Source organism: Paenibacillus daejeonensis DSM 15491, assembly GCF_000378385.1.
Lineage (GTDB): Bacteria > Bacillota > Bacilli > Paenibacillales > Paenibacillaceae > Paenibacillus_D > Paenibacillus_D daejeonensis.
Genome location: NZ_KB899659.1, coordinates 14704 through 36169 on the forward strand (window position 1 = coordinate 14704; position 21466 = coordinate 36169).

A 21466-nucleotide genomic window follows, 5' to 3' on the forward strand; every position below is an offset into this window, starting at 1 on the left:
TATTTAACCTGTCAATGGGGTATTATAGGGTTAGTTAGAATTCGGACGAGATTTGGAGGGAAAGAGATGTCATCACCACGAGCATTTCCATTAATCACTGGACATCTTGGATTGGATCTGGTTAATACGGAAGTGGTTAAACGCGGGACCCGTCATGACCTACTGGTTTCGGAGTCGGATTTATCAGACTGGCTCCACGCCGTTCCAGAAACGGCACAAGGGGTTGCCGCTCCATTGGATGAACAGCGCATCTTCACTCATGGGTTTTCGGCGTTGAAGGAGCTTAGGGTCTTGCTGCGTCAAGGTTTCGAGAGGATTGCAGACGGGAACCGACCCGCCCCCGATTGGATTAGCCAACTGGAGGAAATCATTGAGCGTTCGCCGTTGGCTTTTCGATATGTTGAGGGCACGCTCTCTCCTGCGCCTACAGGTCTTGCTGAAGCTGCAATTCAATCACTGATTGCCTATGATACGCTCCAGCTATTGGCAAGCGGCGAACTGATGACACTCCATCGTTGTGCCAACCCCGACTGTGTCTTGTTGTTTCTTGATACTACCGGACGCCGGAAATGGTGTTCGATGAATCTCTGCGGGAACCGTACCAAGGTAGCCCGGCATCAGCGTCGCAAAGAAAACTAAGTTTGGCTAGATAAGCAACACAAATAACCCACGCGAGGCGTGGGTTGTTTCAGTTCAAAGATGAGTTTGGACCGATTAGATGCACTGCTCCCTAGCTAGGAAAACCTTCGCGCATTGCTCCATCAACAGGCAAAACGAACGGTTATGCTGAATATAAAAAGAGGAGACATCATAACGACTGCGTGCAGGCTCAAATGTGACGAGCAGCCGATGCCGCATGGTGTTCATGGCAAACTGCACAAAAGCTTCCGTCTTCTCGGACGCAATGAAGGTAATATAGGCATAGAGGGAATGATCCTCCGGTTCGTCAAGTATACTGACCCCAGCACAAGAATATTCCGTTGGAATGCCCATGCGTTTGCATAACGCGAGTGTCGTCAGCAATTCTGCATCGATGTGGCTATTTCCGAAAATGACCGTTTGTTTGGCTCGTTTTTTGGGTTTGGGTCGGTTCGCCCATGCAATCAACTCTGCTTCTCTGCGCTGCCACCGCTCTTTGGAATGAAGACTGATGATATGCTCTTCCATTTGTGTCGCACGGCCAGATGGGTTCATTCGCTTCTCCTTTCTAGCTCTTGTACTTTGACAGAACAAGGATAGAGCAACTATACTTATTCTATTCGTAATATTTACGATTATATACGGAGTTGTTGGCATATACAAGAAGTAGTCCCATTTCTATTGTGAGGAGCGATACTCATGAGTATACCGGTTATCATTCTGAGTGGATTCCTTGGCAGTGGCAAAACCACCTTGCTGCTCAGACTGCTCCAGGAAGCCAGCAATCGCGAGCTTAAGGCTGCTGTTCTGATGAATGAGCTAGGCAAGTCGGATGTGGATGGCAGCCTCATTCGCAAGCAAATGTCCGGACAGGCTCTCGAGAAATTATTGGATGGTTGTATCTGTTGTAGCAAAAAGTCTGAGGTGGCCGCTTCTGTAAGAAAGCTTATTGATCAGCAACCGGATGTTCTGCTCGTTGAACTTACGGGTGTCGCTAATCCGGAAGAAGTGGTTGATGCCTTGTCGGAGCCTTACCTGCTTCATCGGGTCCAACTGAAACAAATCCTAACCGTACTAGATGCCGAAGGGGTGCTTGATTACAATAGCTTTTTTAATACGGATCAGGCCTTGAAGCACACCTTCCGCCGTCAGATGGAGGTGGCAGATACAATTCTTATTAACAAAACTGATCTCGTCTCCCCTTCCCACTTGTCGAAGATTGAAAAAGTGGTGAAAAAACATAACGATCAGGCCATCCTACATCATACGATAAACAGTGAAATGCCCTTGACAGACCTATTCACAGGTCTCCAGTCGTTGGTTCATCACTCACCTGTTGTGCGTAAGATGGGCTCAGGCGGTACAGCCGTCCGGAAACAATTGTCAAGGGCTAATTCATCTGTACATCATCATGAATCTCAAGCACATCCGGCATCCCCGTCGCAACCTTCATTCAGCAGAGTCCAGAGCATCACCCTATCCCTGCCTGAGCAACTACTGGTCACCAAGAAGCAAATCGAGCAGTTCTTGAACCATTGGAAGAAACAGCTGCTCCGTGCAAAAGGTTATGTAGCGGTGGACGACCGATCTTATCCAAACCAGGTCGTTCAATATGCAGGCAAGCGAATGTATTGGGAAGCAGCAGAAGAGCCCAGCCCCGCTTATCTAGTCCTGATCGGGATCGATCTGAATCAGGAGGAGATTGAGCAGGATTGGGCCCAGCTGATGGGATTGACGAGTGTTTAGTAACTATTTTCCTTTGTGGGACATCACGAAACCACTAATAATATATACGATACTAACGATGTACATTAAGGCTGCAAAATACTCATTAGGCCCTCGCCCGTCTAATCGACTGGCGATATAGCTTAGATAGTAGGTGAGCATCAGTAACAGAATGCCAAAGGACAAGAAAACAGGCTTTTCATCTGGTCTCACCTCATTTCATCCATTCAAGAGATATTTATAGTAAGCCGGGAACTCACGAATGGTGGAGTAGATATCCCTCCACTCGAAGATACGAGCGTGGGCTCCATATACGTCTTCCACGCCTTCGTTCTTGAACGCTAGTTTCGTTCGGGTAATGTGGAAATATTGCGTGACAACCATCACGGAATCGAGCGCTCGCTGGTCCATCATCTGCTTGGTGTTATGTGCGGTCATGCCGGAGTCGTACCCGTTGGGGTCTTCAATGATGTGCTCCTCGGGTACGTCCTTACTTACGAGATAGGCTTTCATCACCTCGGCTTCGTCAAAACCCTCAATTCCGATTCCCCCGCTCACAACAATAAGTGGAAAATATCCCTCATGATACAGCTCGACTGCCTTATCCAATCTCGCTTGCAACCGCTCGGACGGCTGCCCATTCAATTCCACTTTATTGCCCAAGACTACGGCTACATCCACGGGCTGCAGCTCATCGTTTAGGCCATCTATAAGAATGATTGCTGTATGTATGATAAACCAAGCAAATAGAACGCCAATAGTAACAAGTATGCTCTTAAGCAATTTCGTTTTCAATTTCACACCTACTCTCACTTCTCTCACTTCATTGTGCAATATCGTGTTTACTATACCAGCCCTGCGATTTGTTGAAAAAAATATGTGCTAACGAAACGTCATATTCTTATTCTCTTAAAAACAGGCGTTTACGAAGTCTAACGAAACGACATCACCTTATCTACATCAAAACCAGCAGAAACCACATCTCAGAGGCCGAATAAGACGCTGTAGTTTCCTTAGCTCTGGCAAAAAGCCGTATCCGTGGACATAGCGTTACCACGTTTCCTTAGCCCAACCATCTGATGATATGATTTGGGCTGTAATGCATTCCCGTACGTTACCTCTCCTCCCCATCCCCTTGCTGTGCTAACCGATAATTCAGTGGCGACATTCCCTCCTGCCGTTTGAAGACGCGGCTGAAGTAGAAGGCGTCCTGGAAGCCGACCGCGATGGCGATTTCTCCGACGGACTGTGTAGAATGGCTCAGGAGATGCTTGGCCCGCTGGATGCGCAGCTGATGTAAGTACTGGACCATCGTCATGCCGGCATATTTCTTGAACACCTGACAGAGATATTCGTAGGTTCGGTCCAGCTGACGCTCGAGCCGTTCCTTGGCGATTTCTTGGGCGTAGGCGTTATTCAGGAGATTAACGAGTCGGCGATAGGTCTGATAGGACGGCGAGAATGAGCTGTCATACGCACTTTGGGTTAAATAATCGCTCGCGATCAGCCGCAGGATCTCGCCCAATAGCAAGGTTTGCTGGAAGCGAAAGTACCCTTTCGGCTCCTCCGCAAGCTGGACTAGCTCGGCGAAGCGGCTCAACAACCGAAACCGGTCTTTGGCTAAATGCAAGCGTGGAATGATCAGTTGATCCTCATCGCTGGCCGGGGCGGTTTGCAGTTCTGGCCGGTCGGCATGGATTTTTTTAAGCCCATCTCCTGCGTCCAGGTCAACAGGATGAATCGCTGGATGACACGCAAATTGAACCCAGTAGAAGCTGCCCTGCTTCTCGGGTAGCTGCCAGCCCCGGTGCTGCTCCCAAGGCTGCAGGAGCAACGATTCTCCCGTGCGGAGCTCGTAGCGGCCCGCATCCGTCTCAATCCATACCGGGGCATCACTTGCGACAATGAGCTGATAATAAGGGTTGGCATGATGCCACCGGAACGAATCTGAGCTCGCATGGAACAGATCGGCCCACCGGACATCGAGCGCAGACAACCGGGCAAGTGAATAGTACATGGCAGCCTCCTTGAATCAATGAGATTAAAATCGCAGCATCCTGCATGGCTAACGTCGCCAAGCCCTTCTATAATGAGGTGGAAATCAACAATTGGAGGGTGCAATCATGCGTACAACCATTTTAAATGAAAAGGATTACTACCGTCGAGTCTATGGTGGATGGCTGGGCAAAAATATTGGCGGGACGCTCGGCGCTCCCGTAGAGGGTAAAAAAGAGCTACTGCAGTTGGACTTCTACCCTGTACTTCAGGACGGACCGCTTGAAAATGACGATCTGGATTTGCAATTGGTGTGGCTCCATGCGTTGGAACAATACGGTCCGGGACTGACCAGCCGTGAGCTGGGGCAGGAATGGCTGGAGCATATTTTCTTCCCATTTGATGAATACGGTTACGCGCTGACGAATTTGCGAAAGGGACTGATCGCGCCGCTTACCGGATCGTTCAACAATCCGTTTGCCGACTGTATGGGATCGCCAATCCGCTCCGAGATCTGGGCCATGACGGCCCCGGCTGCACCGCACGTCGCTGCCTATTATGCTTACCAGGATGCAGTGGTGGACCATGCCGGCGGAGAAGGTGTATATGGTGAGATGCTCTTCGCAGCCATTGAAAGCGCGATCTTCATGGAGCAGGACCGGGACCGCCTAATTGACATTGGCTTATCCTATCTCCCTCCTGCCAGCCGCACCGCAAAAGCGGTTCAGGATCTGCTGAAGTGGCATCGCGAGGGCAAAGACTGGATCGAAGCTCGCTCCCTCATCTTGGAGCATCACGGGCATGACAACTTCACGGATGCGCCTCAGAATATTGCCTTTACCCTGCTTGGCTGGCTGTATGGCACCAGCTTCGAGGATGCAATCCTCAAAGCCGTCAATTGCGGGTACGATACGGACTGCACAGCAGCTACGTTGGGTGCGATATTGGGGATGATCAGCGGACCCGAGGGCCTGCCCGAGCGCTGGGTTGCACCTGTAGGAGACCGGGTCGTTGTCAGTCCACCAATCAAGGGCTTCCCTGCTCCAGCAGATCTGGATGAACTTACGATGCGGACCATCCGGATGGGCAAGCAAGTGCTAGCGGCCTGGGATACCGGAATTCTCGTTCATCCCGAACTGGAGACAGATATGAATGCATTGACTGCGGTATCCAGCGAAGCTGTCCGAGAGCTGTGGGACCTCGACGTGACAGCCGATCACAGACTGCTGCCCAGTGGTTCACTTCATCGAACGGGTCTCGAGCTAATTATTGATTATGGCAGCGGCAGACCGGCGATTGCCCGCAGGGAGCACAAGTCGCTCGTGCTCACGCTCGTGAATCATTCGCAGATCCAGATGCACGGTCAGCTATCCCTGGAGGTACCGCCGCAGTGGGCGTGCGAAGGCAGTCCATCCTTTCAGTTAAATCCAGGCGAATCCTGCTCGTTTACATTCCAACTCGTATCTGGTCCCGACGTGACGTCTACCTACGAGCTGAATGCTGTCATCGCTCGGACGCATGACCATTCACCCTGGTCGCAAATGAAGGAACGATTTGTCCTGGTTCCGGCTGCAGAGTGGACGGTGTGGGGGCCAATGGGCGAGCAAGGCAAACCCGCAAGCTTCGGGGGCAACCGGATCGAGTGGGAAGCGATATACCCGGATAGCGCCGATGGCGTATATCGCGCGACGACGCAAGTGCACAACCCACGGGCACGCGAGCTTCGACTGCTTGCAGCGGCTAACGGACCAGTCAAGGTCAGGCTGAACGGGAAGCAAGTGATCGACTGTCCAGAGCCCCCATCGTTCATGCCAGCATACCACCGCACCCCGGAGAGCCAACTGGTTCAGCTCCTTCTTCCCGAAGGAACGCATGAGCTGGAGGTTATTGCGGAGCGCCGCGGCGAGCCCCTCCTGGTCTACCTGCTGCCCGTCGCCACCAAAGTTACGTCCGAACCCGGATCATGTTACTATATGACGGATATCCTGCTGTATCCGGCAGATTAGTTGCAGCTTGTATTAGTAAAAAGGAGCCCGACACGGCAAACTCGTGTCAGGCTCTGCTCTTGCGGTCCTTGCACAAAATTACATTGTTGCTTGGCCATACCCATAACCAAACACAAGGCCTGAAGCGATAAAAAAGGCGTGGAATAGCATGGAATCTGGTGCGAAGAGGTTAATTGAAGGATACCACACTTACACCTTCCATATTGACACCGCGCTTCCCCACAAAATGAAAGCCGATCCGAAGCCGATGACCGTCATGGTTGAGGTTATTGTGTACTCCCCTAATGGGAACGATGCCGGGACAAACAGCCAAGTTATGGCTGCGAGCAAACAGAGTAGCGACCCTGTCCAATAATAAAGCTTCATTTTAAATATAGACGCTAAAGGAAAAAAATGAAGGCCAACAACCAGAGCGATAATCAGCGGAATGAACTCATTAGTTTGTGTAGCAATACAGATGGCGATCGTGATAGCGATAGCTAATCCTTGCGCGGCAAAGACAAGGTTGAACCTTCGTTTCATCTCCTTCTTGTCAGTCAGGCTAACTTCTTGACCTTCGTCAGTAGACAAAAGAGTATTTTTGTTCATGAATATCCCACCTACAAGCAATCCTGCACCTACGATCAAGGGCATAAATAGCATAATTGAAGGCCATGGCCCTTGAATGCCAAAAAGGCCAGTGTACGCCCACATGGTCCCAAAAAGTGTCATGAAAATGATCCCCGCTTTCCGGTTACTCATCATTAATTATTCCCTCCCCCTCAATGTATCTCTATTGTAATTGGCAAAAGCATGCACAGTAACCTTCCCTAGCCTGATTATAGATTCAGTCTTAAGACGTAGTCCGAAACCGTCCTGAGCATGAAAAAAAACGCACCCTCAGTAGCGAGAGTGCGCAGTTAATTCTTCTATTCCTTAGTTCGAGCTTTTCAAGTAAGAGACCCATTGTTCATGCAATTCTGCTTCTGTGCAGCCAAAGATATTTTGGAATCCCTTGGGATTTCGGATCAATTGGTTTAGAGCATCGAGGCCATATTTATCAAGAATGAACGCCACAATTAAATACGAGAACTGAAATCCTCTCATCGTTTCGAAATCCCATGTGTCATTATCGAGCTCTTGAAAGGCAGGGATAGTAAGATCAACCAGGACATCTAACGTGCTGCTTTTGATGTAGGCTTCACTCATGCCCTTGGCCTCATAGCCCCCAATTCCCTGTTGCAGGTATCTGGGACTTTCAGAGTTAATGTCCGAGATCAACCACATGGTGAACAAGTGTATGGTCGACGTTAGAATGGATTGATACGTGTGCTCGGGACCCGGGTCCAATGGGGACACAATCTTTAATACATTGCCTTCGAACGTGCCCATGAACCAAGGAGGAGCATCCTCTTCTCCCACTGCTTGATGAAAAGTCGGCTGATCGGGATAGATTTCAATGATAATTTTCTTTGAAGGCTGGTGGTTATATTTGTTCGTTATGCGTTCTACATGATCTTTTAGCGTTTGGAATACGTCTTGATGCACTTGTTTCACAGGTGCAGTCACATCCTGGGCTTCATGCTTGTCGACAATCGATACCATATCTTGAATAGACATAATCGCAAGGTCACCCCAATCTTTTAATTCAATTTTCAATTTCTCTAATGACCGGTATAGTCGATTCTTCACCGCACTCTCTCGCATGCCCACGATCTTGGCCGTTTCCGATAAGGTGCAGTCCCCGAAAAAACGTAAAGCAATGATCTGCTGGTCGATCACTTTTAAGGTTTGTAAGGCGGCGCTGATATCCATTCGAATCTCAACATGCTTTGCAAAGTCAAGGGAGATCGTCAATGATTCATAACCTGCAAAGTCAAAAGGCATTTCTTTTTTTCGGCTTAAACTCCGATATTCATTTTTGACGACATTTTGGGCAATCTTGAAAATCCATGTGAAAAGCGCGGCATTGTGCTTGAAATGAGTCAGGTTTTCAAAAGCTTTTAGAAAGACCTGTTGGGTGAGATCCTCAGCCAATGTGGGATTTAACTTCAGCGCTAGATAATTGTAAATCCTATGGCGGTATTGATGATATTCCAGTTCGAATTGATGAAGGTTGCTCTGTTTCTCCGGATAAACAGGGCAATTGTCTTGAGCTCCAGACATGGTATGAACCTCCTCTTGACCTTACCTTCCATTAGACACCGCACAGCATAAAAAAGCCACAGGACACCGAAAAAAATGTCCATGAAAAAAGCCCGGACACTTCTGTTCAGACGACCGTGAGAAAATTTCTTTTTTTGGCTTTTTGGTCTCATACGTAATCGGAATAAGAATTGGAGGAAGCGATTGGCGGTCATTTATCTTAGCATGGTTTTGATACTTAGACAGCAAGGAATAAGAGAATACATTTTTAAAAAAATATGTTAGTTCCATCCTGTCTGTTTCCCCTAAAGGTGCCTAACTTGTATTTTCGCCAAGCGTCATCTACTTGTTAAAGGTTATGGACGACAGTTATTTTCAATAAACTTAATCATTTAATATATAATAATGGATATTCATGAGTCGGGAGGATTTCTATGGGCAATAGAAGTTGTGCAGCCATTGTAAGCAACGATTCAGTTCTCATGGTTCGCCAAACATACAAAGGTAGCACCTTTTGGACTTTTCCTGGTGGAAGAATTGAACAATCGGAAACGCCAGAAGAATGTGCAATCAGGGAGACTTTGGAAGAGACAGGATTAGAAATCGAAATTACTAAAAAAGTCTGCGAATTTTTCAATGACAGGATAAACGGTCTTTATTTTTGTTACTTAGGTAAAGTTTTAGGTGGAAACGCCCGACTAGGCTCGGACCCTGAATTATCAAATGACGCTCAGGAATTACTCGAATTAAAATGGTTTCCCATTAAAGAGATGCAAGAGCATCCTGAAGTGAGTAGGATATTACCATATTTATAGGACAAAAAGAGGCACGGAATCGAATCTGGTCCACGCTTTCTGAAAGGAATGCGACATCGGGAGCATATGCTGCGAAGCGCTCGCCTGAAAGCTTTTCGCAAAAAAGCTAGCTTCGGAAGCATATGCTGTCACCGGATTTCACCTCTGATAGGGGTAAAATCAAAGAAATCTGGGGACAACAGCGACCGTAAGATCGATCCGTGACTGTAGGCTTTCTTTCTCACGAGCCTCAAGAAACGGACATAACCTCCCGTGACGCCTCAATGAAAGCCTCAATAATTGGAGATACCCATTTATCCTTGTGCCAGGCCATCTGCGTGTAAACCTCCAAATCCGCTACCGCCCAAGGGAGTGTGATTAATTCGCCCCGTGCAACCTCCGCCTTCGTCGTTACTTCCGGCAGAAAGGCAATCCCGATCCCGGCCATCGCGCATTGTTTGATGGCTTCGGCATTTTGGAACTCCAGGTACGTGATGCTATCAATCCCCTCTTGTTCAAACCCCCGATCAAACATCGTCCGATACGTGCAGCCCTTCTCATTTGTAAGAAACACTTCATGATGAAAATCCCCTAGCTCCAGCGCTGACCTTGCGGCTAGTGGGTGGTCTGGTGCCACAAACAGACGAAATGTCTCTTCAACGAGCGGCTCAACGGTAAGCCCCGTGGAACGAACAGGCTCGTCCAGGAGAAAAACGACATCGGCAGTTCCTTCATATAGAGAAGGCTTAAGCAACTGGTTAGGCACAGAGCGAAAAATAAGACGCACGCCGGGGTGTCGTGAGCGGAACAACCGGAAGACGCCAGGAAGCCGATACGCACACAACACTTCATTGGCGCTGATCGTCAATGTACCGCTTAGCTCTTCCTGCCGGTGAACCGCGCTGCGGGCTTCCTCCAGCTTGTCCAGCACATCCTGAACATGCGTCAAAAAGCGCTCCCCTGCAGTCGTGAGTGACAGCTGTTTGCCCAATCGGTCAAATAAGGGAACGCCAAGCTCCCCTTCCAGCGCTTTAATCTGCATGGTCACATTGGAGGGAACATAACTCAGCACTTCAGCTGCTCGAGTGAAGTTTAACGTGGTGGCAACTGTGCGGAAGGTAAGTAAGTGTCTCAGTTCCATGGAGCATCCCCCTTTACGCTATCAATAAAATTGAACGTCATCTTGAATTCTATTCACTTTTATTGATCGTAGCACACAACTATACTGACAACAAGCAACCCAACTTGCACATGAGAAAGGGAGTTTGATCAATGAACGACTATGAATTGTTCCGTGCAGGAGATGTCACTTTACAATCAGGAGTAACGCTGCCAAACACGGTTTTGGCTTACAAAACGTACGGGACCCTAAATGACACCCGAGACAATGTCATTGTGTACCCTACCGCTTTTGGAGATATCCACGTTCAGAATGAATGGTTGATTGGCGAAGGAATGGCTTTGGACCCCCGAAATTATTTTATTATCGTTCCGAATCTGCTGGGCAATGGCTTGTCTTCGTCACCGAGCAATACCCCGCCGCCCTTTGACAAAGCGAACTTTCCGCAGGTCAGTATGGAAGACAATATTACCTTGCAGCATAAACTGCTGATGGAGGTATTTGCAGTTCGCAAGATTGCTTTGGTCGTGGGATGGTCTATGGGCGGGATCCAGGCTTACCAATGGGCTGTCAGTTATCCGGAGCTTGTCGAGCGGATCGCGCCGATTGCAGGCCAAGCCAAAACCTGGCCTCACACCCATGTCGTTCTGGAAAGCTTAAAATCTGCACTATTGGCTGCCATTGGCTTCGATAACAGCAAATTGAACCAGTTAACTGCCGTAGACCTCCGAGCTGTTGGCCGAGTCTATGCCGGTTGGGGATTGTCACAGGCCTTCTATCGGGAAGAAGGATATCGCCTGTTGGGATTCGACTCACTCGAGGCATTTAGTACGGGTGTCTGGGAAGCCAGCTTCATGAAGATGGACCCGCACAATGTCCTCGCGATGTTGTCGACAGGACAACAGGCTGATATCAGTGCGAATGCCAGGTATAACGGAGATTTTGATCAGGCATTGGCAAGTATCCAGTCCCTCGCGTGCGTCATGCCGGGCAGCACAGATTTGTTTTGTACAGCAGAGGATAACCGTTACGAAGTAGAGCGAATGCCCCATGCCGAGCTGCAACCCATTCCTTCTGATTGGGGCCATTTTGCCGGGCGGGGGATCAATCAGGCTGATAATGAGTGGATTGATAGTCACTTATCGCGGTTGCTGGCGCTGCAGCCACACCAGTAGCAGCAGCGCTTGGCTTCCGAGGGGGATTATCTACCCTTCCATCAACGTTTTTTGGCGGGCGGAATACTCTGAGGGTTGTTGAATACATTGCCCGGATCGTACTTGGCTTTTACTTTACGCAGGCGGCTATAGTTTTTGCCATAGTAGACGGGACCGGAACACTTGATTCCCTGGTCGGGTACGTTAATATACGAGCCAATGATGTAAGGCTGCAGCTTCTTCCGGGTATTGCGGGCCAGGGCAATATTTCTGGCTGCATGGGACGGCTTCACCCACGAGCTGTTCCATTCCACATAGTATTGAGCCTTGCGCCAGTAGAAGGCGGTAGCTCTTGGCGCGATCCGGCTGATGGCTCCGCCCCAATTGAGAAAGAAGAAGCCTGCGGGGGTGCCGCCCTCCGCCTTCTCCAGAAACTCGCGCATGACGCGATAAGCACGAGCTGGAAAAGGACGCTTGCCAAAGCCGCTGGAGAATTGATTGCTGAATCGTTGGGTGAGCAGGGGATCGGGAGCCAGCATAAACTTTGTTGCCTTTAGGTAAGGCAGGTACCGCACAGTGATTTGCGTCGGTGTGCCGACACTCAGGATCGGCTGCAATAATCGGAGCGCTTCTTGTTTGGAGCCCAGGTACATCCCGAGCATACTGACGTTGCCGCCCTTTTTCGGACCGACACTTAGCTCACTCCCCAGCTTGGTACTGGTATGCGGAGCCCAGTCTTGCCAGCGTCGAACCACTTTCTCGAACTGCTCCCACGGCCAGGTCACTTGGAACACTGTAGCTCTGACGGGAGCTCGTCGGACTTTGAATTTGTATTTGGTGTAGACGCCGAAATTACCGCCGCCACCGCCGCGCGTAGCCCACAACAGATCAGCATTACGCTTCTTGCTGGCGCGAATGACTGTGCCCTTGGCATCGACCATTTCCAGAGCCAGCAGGTTATCGCTGATCAGACCTGTCGTCCGCTGCAGCGGTCCGATTCCGCCGCCGGGTGTGATACCGCCGATACCGACCGAAGGACTATCGCCGAACGGCGCAATGAACCCTTGGCGCCCCAGCGTATTAACAATCCGTCCGACCCGGTTGCCGGTTCCAACAACGACCGTACGCTTATTTTTATTCAAATGAATCGTGTTGAGATTACTTACGTCGATGACAAGCCCGCCGTTCACCTGCGAAAGATTGACCTCCAGCGCATGTCTCCCGCCACGCGGCCGGATTGGCACGTTGTTTTGGCGGGCCCATCGTATCGCATTCACGACATCCGCAGTGCGTTTAGCAAATACAAACACCTTCGGATATCGATCCGTATGTGGATCCCAGTTTTTTCGAGCTTCTTCATACCCGGGGTCCCCTCTGAAAATAACCCTTCCCGTAAGCTTTGCCTTTGTTGTCACCTATTCCACTCCTTATGCTTGATTTACGCGATTTGCATCCATGGTGGGCATTACGCTATAACATATGAATGGGAACGGGTGTAGGCATGGGCTGCGGCTGAAAACAATCAAAAAGGGGCTGTCCAATAAGTTAGTGAAAGCTGACCGATGGAAGGCCCCTTACTTTTTAGAGAACTTATCGACAGAAGCCGACCTACTGCTAGGTATCGCCTACCCTACGCGTCCTTACTGCCCTCCCGGCTAACGGCCATATATACGCTTATTTGCCCTGAAAAGGTAGCTCATCATTTCTAACGGCCATATATGCGCCTATTGTGGCCAAACAGACCACTGGAGCCTCAAAAACCCTCCAATAACTGCGCTGGTGGCCGTTAGAATTCAAAGTGACTCGATTTGGGCGAAATAGCGGCTGTGGTGACCGTTACAAAATTTCTAATCGACACGCTCATGGTGTCCGTTAGAGCCCCAGCGCGCTTCGTTCCGTTGATGTTCAAATCAAAAAAGGTTGGGCGGAATACCTAACGGTTTCTCGTCCAACCTTTTTGTTTGGGGACTTATTGGACATCCCCCTCTTCGGCGTTTAAATTACTCCGCTTCAAACAGCTTCTCGCCGCGGTGAAGGCGCCAAGCGATCTTGGCAGTATGCGGCGTCTCCCTGGAAGTAGGCGCATGGGCCGCAAGATAGCGGGTTAAGGCGAGTATGAACGTTTCGCGGGCTTGCTCGGCCAGCGGTCCGGATTCATCAGACCAACGATCATATTCTGTGACCGCTGCCTCGTACATCTGGAAGGAATGGAATTCAGCATCCTCCCGAAGCAGCGCATGTCCTAGCGTATTGAATAACGGCACCGGATTGCCGCCGCTGCGAAGATATCCTACAACCCATGCCCCTGCAGCTGTGACTTGCTGCTGCTTATCCAGCAGCTCCAGTAGCTCTGCCGGATCCGGCACTTTCTCTTCTGTAACCGAAATAACCGGCCGGGGAGCGCTCGGGATATTCAAGAATCGGTCAAGATAGATGGCGGCCGCGGTGTGGAAAATGGCGCGAACCAGCCATGGATTAGTCGAACGAATTAGTCCTTCATGCACCGCATGAGCATGTGTGAATGTGTGAAGCACCGAGATCCAATCGCCAAAATCATTTTGCGTATGAAACCGGACCACCCGCTCGGCTGCAGCCAATGCCGTAATTTGAGCGAGACGAACCGGTGAAACACCATCGAGCAAAGCTTCTTTTAGCAGACCGATGGCCCGCAGCGGTTCATCTCCCAGTAAGGCTTGATGCAGCTCCTCTTCATTTACTTCACTAGTGCCGTTCACTGCCGGAAGTCCTTTATCTTCTAATTCCGCAAAGACAGCTCGTAACGGTTGGACCAAGTCAACTGGAGACTGCCAGCTATACATCTCTTCACTGCGCGACGCGTCTGCGAACATGGGGAGCAACGAGGCGAGCACTTCTGTTCGCCGCTCCGGAGCTACATAACGCAAGCTTTCAAAAGCTTTATTATGGAAATCCAGCGTATGCCCTCCGTTAAGGTAGAAGTGATCGGTAGCCGCCATGCTCATCATAGCGAACAACTCATCCGATTCAGCACCGGCTTGCACGGCGCTCAGTAGTACGCGTTCCGCGCCACGTGTATCCCGGACCTCAATACAATCCCTGTACCACTTCATCAAGCGTTCTGTCGTGACGCCTTCCGGCAGCGGATCGAGCAAGAAGCGTGTGCCGCTGCCCGCGGAATCCCGCGAGGTATGCAGCATCCCTTGATAGAGTGCCAGAATTCGCCCTTGCTTATCTAATTTGGACAGCACATTCGTCATCGCAGTGAGGATGGTTAAACCGGACCCCCAACCTTGCCTGCGCTGTCTAAGACCAAATTCGATGCCAATCGCTGCGATTTCCGTTTCGGGAACCTCCGCCTCCACCAAGCCTACAATAGCCTTGGCTATCACGAGACCAATATTTTGTTCCAGCCCATTGAGGAGACGATCCTTGTAGAGCTGGACTTTATTGCCACCGCGGGCATTGGGGTTGACCCACAGCACTTCATCTTCAATTATAATCTCATGCAGCGGGACATCGTCTGCCCAAGGGTCGAGCGTGCCCCCGCTACACACATCAAACCGTGCATGATGCCAATGGCAGGTCAAAATTCCGTCACACAGGCTCCCCATGTGGAGGGGGAATCCGAGATGAGGGCAACGGTTATCCAGCGCATGCCATTCATTCTCGTGATGGAACACAACAATGCCGCCTTTGATGACTTTTGGGCCTTGTACACGCAGTTCCTCTGTCTTACCCGCTTCGATCCAACCCTTCATGTAAACGCCTCCAATTTATTGGGTTATCTAGGTTGAATGCTATCTAATGGTGGTACGCTTGTCAATCTGAGAGTTTTGAATCTCTTCAAAAGCATGAAAAAAAGCCGCCATCTGCTGATGGCGGCTTCATCCTTGAACTCTTGATTTCTTGAATATCCTTCCAGCAGATGAGGACGATCGTGTGAACAGCAAATGTAAAATACCTGCAATCAAACATGAACTGAGCCCAGGCATCAGCTCGTCCGGTACCGTGTAGAAGTAAACAGCTGCGAGTGCCACTGCGAAAATGGCAGACAGGTTGAAACCATGCCAATACTGGTAGATTCCATCCCCACGCACCAATGCCTCCACATCAATCTGCTGCCTGTGCACAATTAGATAATCGACGACCAGGACCCCTGCCAGCGGGATTGCAAGCCCGCCCAACGCGTGAATATAAACGGCTGCGTGATCGATAATCCCCGGATACAGACATATTCCGCCCGACACGAGACCGAAGATCCCTGTCGTCTTCATACGGTTCGTAGCGGGAAACGTATTAAGCAGTGACATGCCTCCCGTGTAGGCATTATTCAAATTAATCGCACACAAGCTGACCAATACACCTGACAACATGAGTAACTGAATCAAAAGCGAGTCATTCAAAGGACTGGCTGCAAGATAGGGATTCCATTCACCCGAAGCGATTGCGCCATAAGCGACCAGACTTGCCGTCACTGCCATACCAGTTGTACTCCCGCTGACCAGACCGAGGAAGGCGTCTCTCCGGTTCCGAGCGTACCGGCACAAGTCAGAGGAGCCGGTTATCGCAGGCACATATTGGGCGAAGGCTAGCCCGGTATACAAAAGAAAGGTTCCTAGGGATCGTTCCTCGCCAGCAGCGACAATGCTGGACCATTGGTAGGCAGTGTTATCAGTCGTCAAAAACTGCCAGAGCAGTACGATCATGACGAGCAGCATCACTGGGAAGATCAGTCGTACTGCCAACTGCACTGTCTTGTAGCCGGCGATCGCAAGTACGGTCATGACGGCCGCGAACAGAAACGACAGCCACATGAGATTCATAGTGACACCAGTCAGACGCTCTAGCATGAAGCTTACAACAACCGCGGCTCCAACGGTTTGCACGGAGAACCAATAGACGGCAATTACGGCTCTCAAGAGAGAGCCAACGTAACGCGAGCCGTTGACTCCGAGAATCATCCGGGATGCGAACTGGCCGGGAATGCCATAGTCAACGCCGGGAAAGGAAAACAAGGCAACCAGTATAAAGGCAAGTACATTGCCGACAACCATGCTGGCGACTGCCCACCAAAAAGGTAAACCTCCTTGCAGAACGGCCAATGCCGGCAGCAGGAAGTTGCCGGCATTGAATGAGAACGAAAACTGGAGTAAGAAATAATCGCGCCAGGTCGACGTACGTTGTCCAGCGGGGACCGGTTCTAGTCCGATCTTCTCGATAAAAGCCAAATCTTTTCCCTCAATTCGTAGGATCCGTGTATCATCGGATGTGCTGCGTTACTTGGTCTTGATCTCATCGACATGGAACATCTGATCAATCCGTGGGTCGTAATCCAGGCTGTCGCTCATGCCCATGAAGCTGACGTCCTGATACAGATAAATATAAGGCATCTCCTCGGCAACGATTTGCTGCACCTCTTTGTACTGCTCGGCGCGAGAATCTGGATCCATGTTCACGGCAGCTGCATCCAGCAACTCGTCAACGCGAGGATTGCTGTAGCCGAAGGCTGCAGGCTGGTAAGTGGAATGGAAATGACCCAGCGCATGAGAGCTATCAAACAGCGTGTTGTTCCATCCGGTGAGCAAAAGCTCTTTGTTCTCACCGTTCGTGCGGACGCTGACATAATTGCTCGCTTCGAGTAGTACCAGGTTCACTTTGATCCCCACCTCTTCCAGCATGCCGGCAATGACCTGGGCTGTATCGCTGTCCGCATAAGAACGGCCTTGGGATGAGGTCAGCGTAATCTCGAGATTATTGGTATAGCCCGCTTCGGCCAGCAACTCACGTGCCCGTTCGGGGTCATAGCGATAGGTATCGTACAGAGTCTCGTCGAATCCGAAGGTACCGGGCACAGGACGCGTGCGCGTCGGTTTGCCTTCGCCGTCGGCGAATATATCGCTCAGCACCTGATTGTCGATCGCGTAGTCTATGGCCTGTACCACGCGCGGATCCGAGGTCTTGAACGCGTCGTTCTGGTTAACATACAGCATCCTCACCGTTGTTGTATCCGATTTAACGATGGAGGTGCCGTCATTACTATTGACCCGCTCCAGATCGGTCGGTGGAATCGAAGCGGCGATCTGCACGCCGCCGGTCATGAGCTCGGCAACGCGGGTCGAGGTCTCCATAATCGTCCGGAAGATGACTGTGTCCCACTCGGAGACGTCTCCTTCGAAATAGTCATCGAACTTTTTCATCGTCATTCGGTCGCCCTTCAGCCATTCGACGAATTCATAAGGGCCGCTGCCTACGGGGTGCTGCTGGAAGGCGTCCCAGCCGTTCTCTTCAATATAGTTCTTGGGGAAGATGCCGGCTGCCTCTCTTGCTAGACGATAAGGCAGTGCCGGGTCAGGGCCGTCAGTGATGATCTCGAAGTTCAGAGGATCCAGCACCTTGACTTCCTGAATTGTTTTGAAATTGGCATGCTGCACCAGCTTGTTATCCTGTGCGACACGCTCCAGCGAGAATTTCACATCCTCCGCAGTCAACTGATCGCCATTATGGAACAGGATGTTGTCACGCAGGGTAAAGGACCAGGTTGTATCATCCAGCGCTTCGTAGGACTCCGCCAGATGGGGATGCAGCGTCCCCTCATTGTCGCGTTTTAGCAAATAGCTCTGCAGATTGACCATGACGCCCTCTGTGGAGATAGCTGTCGTACCATGAGTGTCCAAGGTATCGATATCCTGCGATAACGCGATAACCAATGTCTTGCCCCCAGCCGAGTCCCCCTCCGTTGTCGTACCATTCCCTGTCTGTGCCTGGGTATTGCCCGTTTGCCCTGCTCCACTGGTCGTATCATTTCCTCCGGAGCATCCCGCCAGCAGCAATAGCGCCATTGTGGTCAGGAATACAGAGCTGATTCGTTGAACCTTCTGTTTTCTCTGTTGCATGTTGCTTCTCCCCCTCCGTTGATCGCCTGCTTCTCTTCATCCGTTCCTTAATAGGAACCGGCAACCTTCAAGTCTTTTTGGCGTGGATAATGGCAAGCCGCGAGATGGCCTCCATATTCTCCGGTTTGAAGCGTTGGCGCCTCACTCTTGCACAGATCAGTCGCATAAGGACATCGGGTATGGAAGGTACAGCCGGGCGGCGGGTTGACCGGGCTCGGCAGATCGCCTTCCAGGATAAACTCCTGCCGGTCAGACCGCTGTGTGGGATCGGAGATCGGGATGGAAGCGAGCAACCCCTCGGTATAGGGATGCATCGCTTGGTGGAACAGCTGTTCCTTGGCAGCAATCTCCACGATCTTCCCCATGTACATCACAGCGATGCGGTCGCTGATATGCTTGACGGCGGGGAGCCCGTGTCCAATGAAGATGTAGGTGAGCTTCAACTCCTTCTGCAGACTGGAGAGCAGATTGAGGATCTGCGCCTGGATCGAGACGTCGAGGGCAGACACCGCTTCGTCGCAGATGATTAACTTGGGTTTGAGAGCCAAGGCCCGGGCAATACCAATTCGTTGACGCTGACCTCCGCTGAACTCATGCGGATATCGCTTGGCATATGCCGGGCTAAGGCCAACCATATCCATCAGCTCCGCAACTCTCGCGTCAATTTGCGCCCCTTCCAGCATGTGATGAGTTAACAATGGCTCGGCAATCAAGTCGCGTACCTTCATCCGTGGATTCAGTGAGGCATAAGGGTCTTGGAAGATCATCTGGATATCTTTGCGCCGTTCGCGCATCTGGTGATTGTTCAGCTTCAGTAGATCCTCGCCTTCGAACAACACCTCTCCAGCAGTTGCCTGCATTAATCGGAGGATCAGACTGCCGGTCGTTGATTTACCGCAACCGGATTCGCCCACAATACCGAACGTCTCCCCTCTATGGACTTTGAAGCTGATTCCGTCAACAGCCTTAAGCTGGGCGGGTTTGCGGTTGAACCATCCCTTCCCGACATCGAAATGCTTGGTTAAACCTCTAACCTCCAGCAGCGGCTCTTCTTTTAAACTCCTCATTTAACTCCACCTCTCCTTCCTGATGCAGCCAACATCGCACTTGAACGCCTGGCCTCAGCAGCTTCATTTGGGGTGCTTCTGCCCGGCATTTGTCCCGGGCAACCGGGCAGCGGGGGTGAAACCGGCAGCCGCTTGGCATGTTGGACAATACGGGCACTGTACCGGGTATCGACTCCAGCTTCCTCCTGACCTCTTCGATCTTGGGCGTGCTGTTCATCAATCCCTTGGTATAGGGATGCTTGGGCGAACGGTAAATCTCGTAAACATCGCCCTCCTCGACGACCTGGCCAGCATACATGACGATTACGCGATCGGCCATCTCCGCTACCACACCAAGGTCATGCGTGATGAGCATAATCGACGTGTTCAGATTATCCCGGAGCTCCTTCATAAGTTTCAGGATCTGCGCTTGGATCGTAACGTCGAGCGCAGTCGTCGGCTCATCCGCGATCAGCAGCTTGGAGCCACAGGAGATGGCGATAGCAATCATCACGCGTTGCCGCATTCCTCCGCTGAGTTCATGCGGATAGGCGTGGTACACTTGCTCAGGGCGTGGGATACCCACCTGGCGAAGCATCGCTATACTCTGCTCCTTGACCTCACGCTTGGACAATCGCTTGTGCCGGGTGAGCACTTCGGAGATCTGCAGTCCCACTGTAAGCAGAGGATTGAGCGAGGTTAGCGGCTCTTGGAAGATCATCGCCATATCCTTGCCTTGCAGCTTGCGGAGCTGACGCTTGGAGAGCTTGGTCAACTCCTGTTCTTCCAGCCAGATTTCGCCGCCGGCAATCTCTCCCGGCGCTTCAATCAGCCCCATGATTGAGAAAGACGTTACACTCTTGCCGCAGCCAGACTCGCCGACGATGCCCAGAATCTCACCCGCATCCAGCCGGAAGGAGACATCATCTACTGACCTTACAATGCCGTGCTCGGTTCGGAATTGCGTCTGCAAATGCCGGACCTCCAGCACCTTTTGCCGATTGATCACCGTCATTCCCCCATGTCGTCGATTATTGTCCTTCTATCGCATGTCTCAACGGCGCCCTTGGGCCTTGGGATCGAATACATCGCGCAGCCAATCTCCGAAGAACAGAATACCGAGCACTGTTACCGCAATAGCAACCCCAGGGAAGGTAGCGATCCACCAGGACGTGGCTATATAGTCCCTGCCTTCATTCAACATGTAGCCCCATGTAACGATTGGAGGCTGAATTCCAAGTCCGAGGAAGCTAAGTGAGGCCTCCAGTACGATATTGCCGCCGACACTAAGCGTGGAGACCACGATGCATGTGGAGATCAGATTGGGCAGAATATGCTTGCGCATAATCGTCCGGTCGCGTGTCCCGATGGAACGGGCGGCCCGGATGAACTCCCTCTCCTTCAAGCTCAGCACCTCGGCTCGAATTAACCGTGTATAGGCTATCCATCCCGTAATCCCCAGGACGACAATTAGCGTAGGCACGCTGGTACCGAAGACACCGACGATGACCAACATGAACAAGATATTGGGAATCGCCATATTGGCATCGACGACGCGCATCACAATGGCATCAAACCACCCGCCGCCATAATAACCACACACAACGCCCAGCGTGATTCCGATTACCGCAGAAATAATGACGGAAGCGCCGCTGACGAGCAGTGTAATCTGAGACCCGTAAATGATCCGGCTGAGAATATCCCGTCCCAGATGATCAGTGCCCAGGATATGGGCCATCGAACCGCCGTCTGACCAGAACGGTGGCACTAGACGATTACGGGCATTCAACAGGGTGGGATCATAAGGGGCGAGCAGGACGGAGAGCAGCGCTGTTAGTGCGACCAACACCAGGATGACAAAGCCGAAGGTGCCTGTCTTGCTGCGGAGCAGCAGCCGCATCCAACGGGTGATCGGATGGATGGTCCGTGCCACCTCATAGCTCATTTCCGGCTTAAGTGCCTCGGTATGTGAATGCACCACTGACCCCTCC

General features: G+C 51.1%; 18 protein-coding genes. 5 read left to right on the top strand and 13 right to left on the bottom strand.

Annotated elements, in window-relative coordinates; all coding sequences use genetic code 11:
* Positions 1-66: 66 nt before the first annotated feature.
* Complete coding sequence (locus F556_RS0100100) at positions 67-639, top strand: CGNR zinc finger domain-containing protein (protein WP_020614832.1); 573 nt, start codon at positions 67-69, stop codon at positions 637-639.
* 75 nt (positions 640-714) lie between these two features.
* Here the strand turns inward: F556_RS0100100 and F556_RS0100105 are convergent, their stop codons facing one another.
* The gene (locus F556_RS0100105; RefSeq protein ID WP_020614833.1) at positions 715-1194 is read right to left on the bottom strand and encodes a hypothetical protein; all 480 of its coding nucleotides are present in this window, start codon (positions 1192-1194) and stop codon (positions 715-717) included.
* Between the two features lie 144 nt (positions 1195-1338).
* Here F556_RS0100105 and F556_RS0100110 point away from each other — a divergent pair, with 144 nt between their 5' ends.
* Positions 1339-2385: a CobW family GTP-binding protein gene (locus F556_RS0100110; RefSeq protein ID WP_020614834.1), complete on the top strand. Its 1047-nt coding sequence runs from the start codon at positions 1339-1341 to the stop codon at positions 2383-2385.
* A 198-nt stretch (positions 2386-2583) separates the two neighbouring features.
* Here the strand turns inward: F556_RS0100110 and F556_RS0100115 are convergent, their stop codons facing one another.
* Positions 2584-3165, bottom strand: coding sequence for a YdcF family protein (locus F556_RS0100115; protein ID WP_020614835.1), 582 nt, complete (start codon positions 3163-3165; stop codon positions 2584-2586).
* A gap of 313 nt (positions 3166-3478) precedes the next feature.
* Positions 3479-4381 (bottom strand): helix-turn-helix transcriptional regulator, encoded by a 903-nt coding sequence (locus F556_RS35960; RefSeq protein WP_020614836.1) that lies wholly within the window; start codon positions 4379-4381, stop codon positions 3479-3481.
* Between the two features lie 106 nt (positions 4382-4487).
* Here F556_RS35960 and F556_RS35965 point away from each other — a divergent pair, with 106 nt between their 5' ends.
* Positions 4488-6365 (top strand): ADP-ribosylglycohydrolase family protein, encoded by a 1878-nt coding sequence (locus tag F556_RS35965; RefSeq protein WP_020614837.1) that lies wholly within the window; start codon positions 4488-4490, stop codon positions 6363-6365.
* Between the two features lie 189 nt (positions 6366-6554).
* Here F556_RS35965 and F556_RS0100130 read toward each other — a convergent pair whose 3' ends face one another.
* Complete coding sequence (locus F556_RS0100130; protein ID WP_020614838.1) at positions 6555-7109, bottom strand: hypothetical protein; 555 nt, start codon at positions 7107-7109, stop codon at positions 6555-6557.
* Positions 7110-7280: 171 nt separating this feature from the next.
* Positions 7281-8510 (bottom strand): RNA polymerase sigma factor, encoded by a 1230-nt coding sequence (locus F556_RS0100135; protein WP_020614839.1) that lies wholly within the window; start codon positions 8508-8510, stop codon positions 7281-7283.
* Between the two features lie 413 nt (positions 8511-8923).
* Here F556_RS0100135 and F556_RS32925 point away from each other — a divergent pair, with 413 nt between their 5' ends.
* Positions 8924-9304, top strand: coding sequence for an NUDIX hydrolase (locus F556_RS32925; RefSeq protein WP_020614840.1), 381 nt, complete (start codon positions 8924-8926; stop codon positions 9302-9304).
* 229 nt (positions 9305-9533) lie between these two features.
* Here F556_RS32925 and F556_RS0100145 read toward each other — a convergent pair whose 3' ends face one another.
* On the bottom strand, positions 9534-10424 hold the full coding sequence (locus F556_RS0100145) for a LysR family transcriptional regulator (protein WP_020614841.1): 891 nt from the start codon (positions 10422-10424) through the stop codon (positions 9534-9536).
* Positions 10425-10555: 131 nt separating this feature from the next.
* On the opposite strand from F556_RS0100145, the gene F556_RS0100150 reads away from it, so the two are divergent.
* The gene (locus tag F556_RS0100150) at positions 10556-11578 is read left to right on the top strand and encodes an alpha/beta fold hydrolase (protein WP_020614842.1); all 1023 of its coding nucleotides are present in this window, start codon (positions 10556-10558) and stop codon (positions 11576-11578) included.
* Positions 11579-11619: 41 nt separating this feature from the next.
* Here the strand turns inward: F556_RS0100150 and F556_RS0100155 are convergent, their stop codons facing one another.
* From F556_RS0100155 to F556_RS0100185, 7 genes are all read right to left on the bottom strand, one after another.
* A complete protein-coding gene (locus tag F556_RS0100155) occupies positions 11620-12972 on the bottom strand; it encodes an FAD-binding oxidoreductase (protein WP_020614843.1) in 1353 nt (450 codons plus the stop codon).
* Positions 12973-13557: 585 nt separating this feature from the next.
* Positions 13558-15294: a Rieske (2Fe-2S) protein gene (locus F556_RS0100160; RefSeq protein WP_020614844.1), complete on the bottom strand. Its 1737-nt coding sequence runs from the start codon at positions 15292-15294 to the stop codon at positions 13558-13560.
* A 126-nt stretch (positions 15295-15420) separates the two neighbouring features.
* A complete protein-coding gene (locus F556_RS0100165) occupies positions 15421-16764 on the bottom strand; it encodes a purine-cytosine permease family protein (RefSeq protein WP_020614845.1) in 1344 nt (447 codons plus the stop codon).
* A 48-nt stretch (positions 16765-16812) separates the two neighbouring features.
* Positions 16813-18429, bottom strand: coding sequence for an ABC transporter substrate-binding protein (locus F556_RS0100170; RefSeq protein ID WP_020614846.1), 1617 nt, complete (start codon positions 18427-18429; stop codon positions 16813-16815).
* A gap of 47 nt (positions 18430-18476) precedes the next feature.
* The gene (locus F556_RS0100175; RefSeq protein ID WP_020614847.1) at positions 18477-19496 is read right to left on the bottom strand and encodes an ABC transporter ATP-binding protein; all 1020 of its coding nucleotides are present in this window, start codon (positions 19494-19496) and stop codon (positions 18477-18479) included.
* Positions 19459-20490: an ABC transporter ATP-binding protein gene (locus F556_RS0100180; RefSeq protein ID WP_020614848.1), complete on the bottom strand. Its 1032-nt coding sequence runs from the start codon at positions 20488-20490 to the stop codon at positions 19459-19461. The genes F556_RS0100175 and F556_RS0100180 overlap by 38 nt, the downstream gene beginning before the upstream one ends.
* 39 nt (positions 20491-20529) lie before the next feature.
* The gene (locus tag F556_RS0100185; RefSeq protein WP_020614849.1) at positions 20530-21453 is read right to left on the bottom strand and encodes an ABC transporter permease; all 924 of its coding nucleotides are present in this window, start codon (positions 21451-21453) and stop codon (positions 20530-20532) included.
* Positions 21454-21466 lie beyond the last annotated feature (13 nt).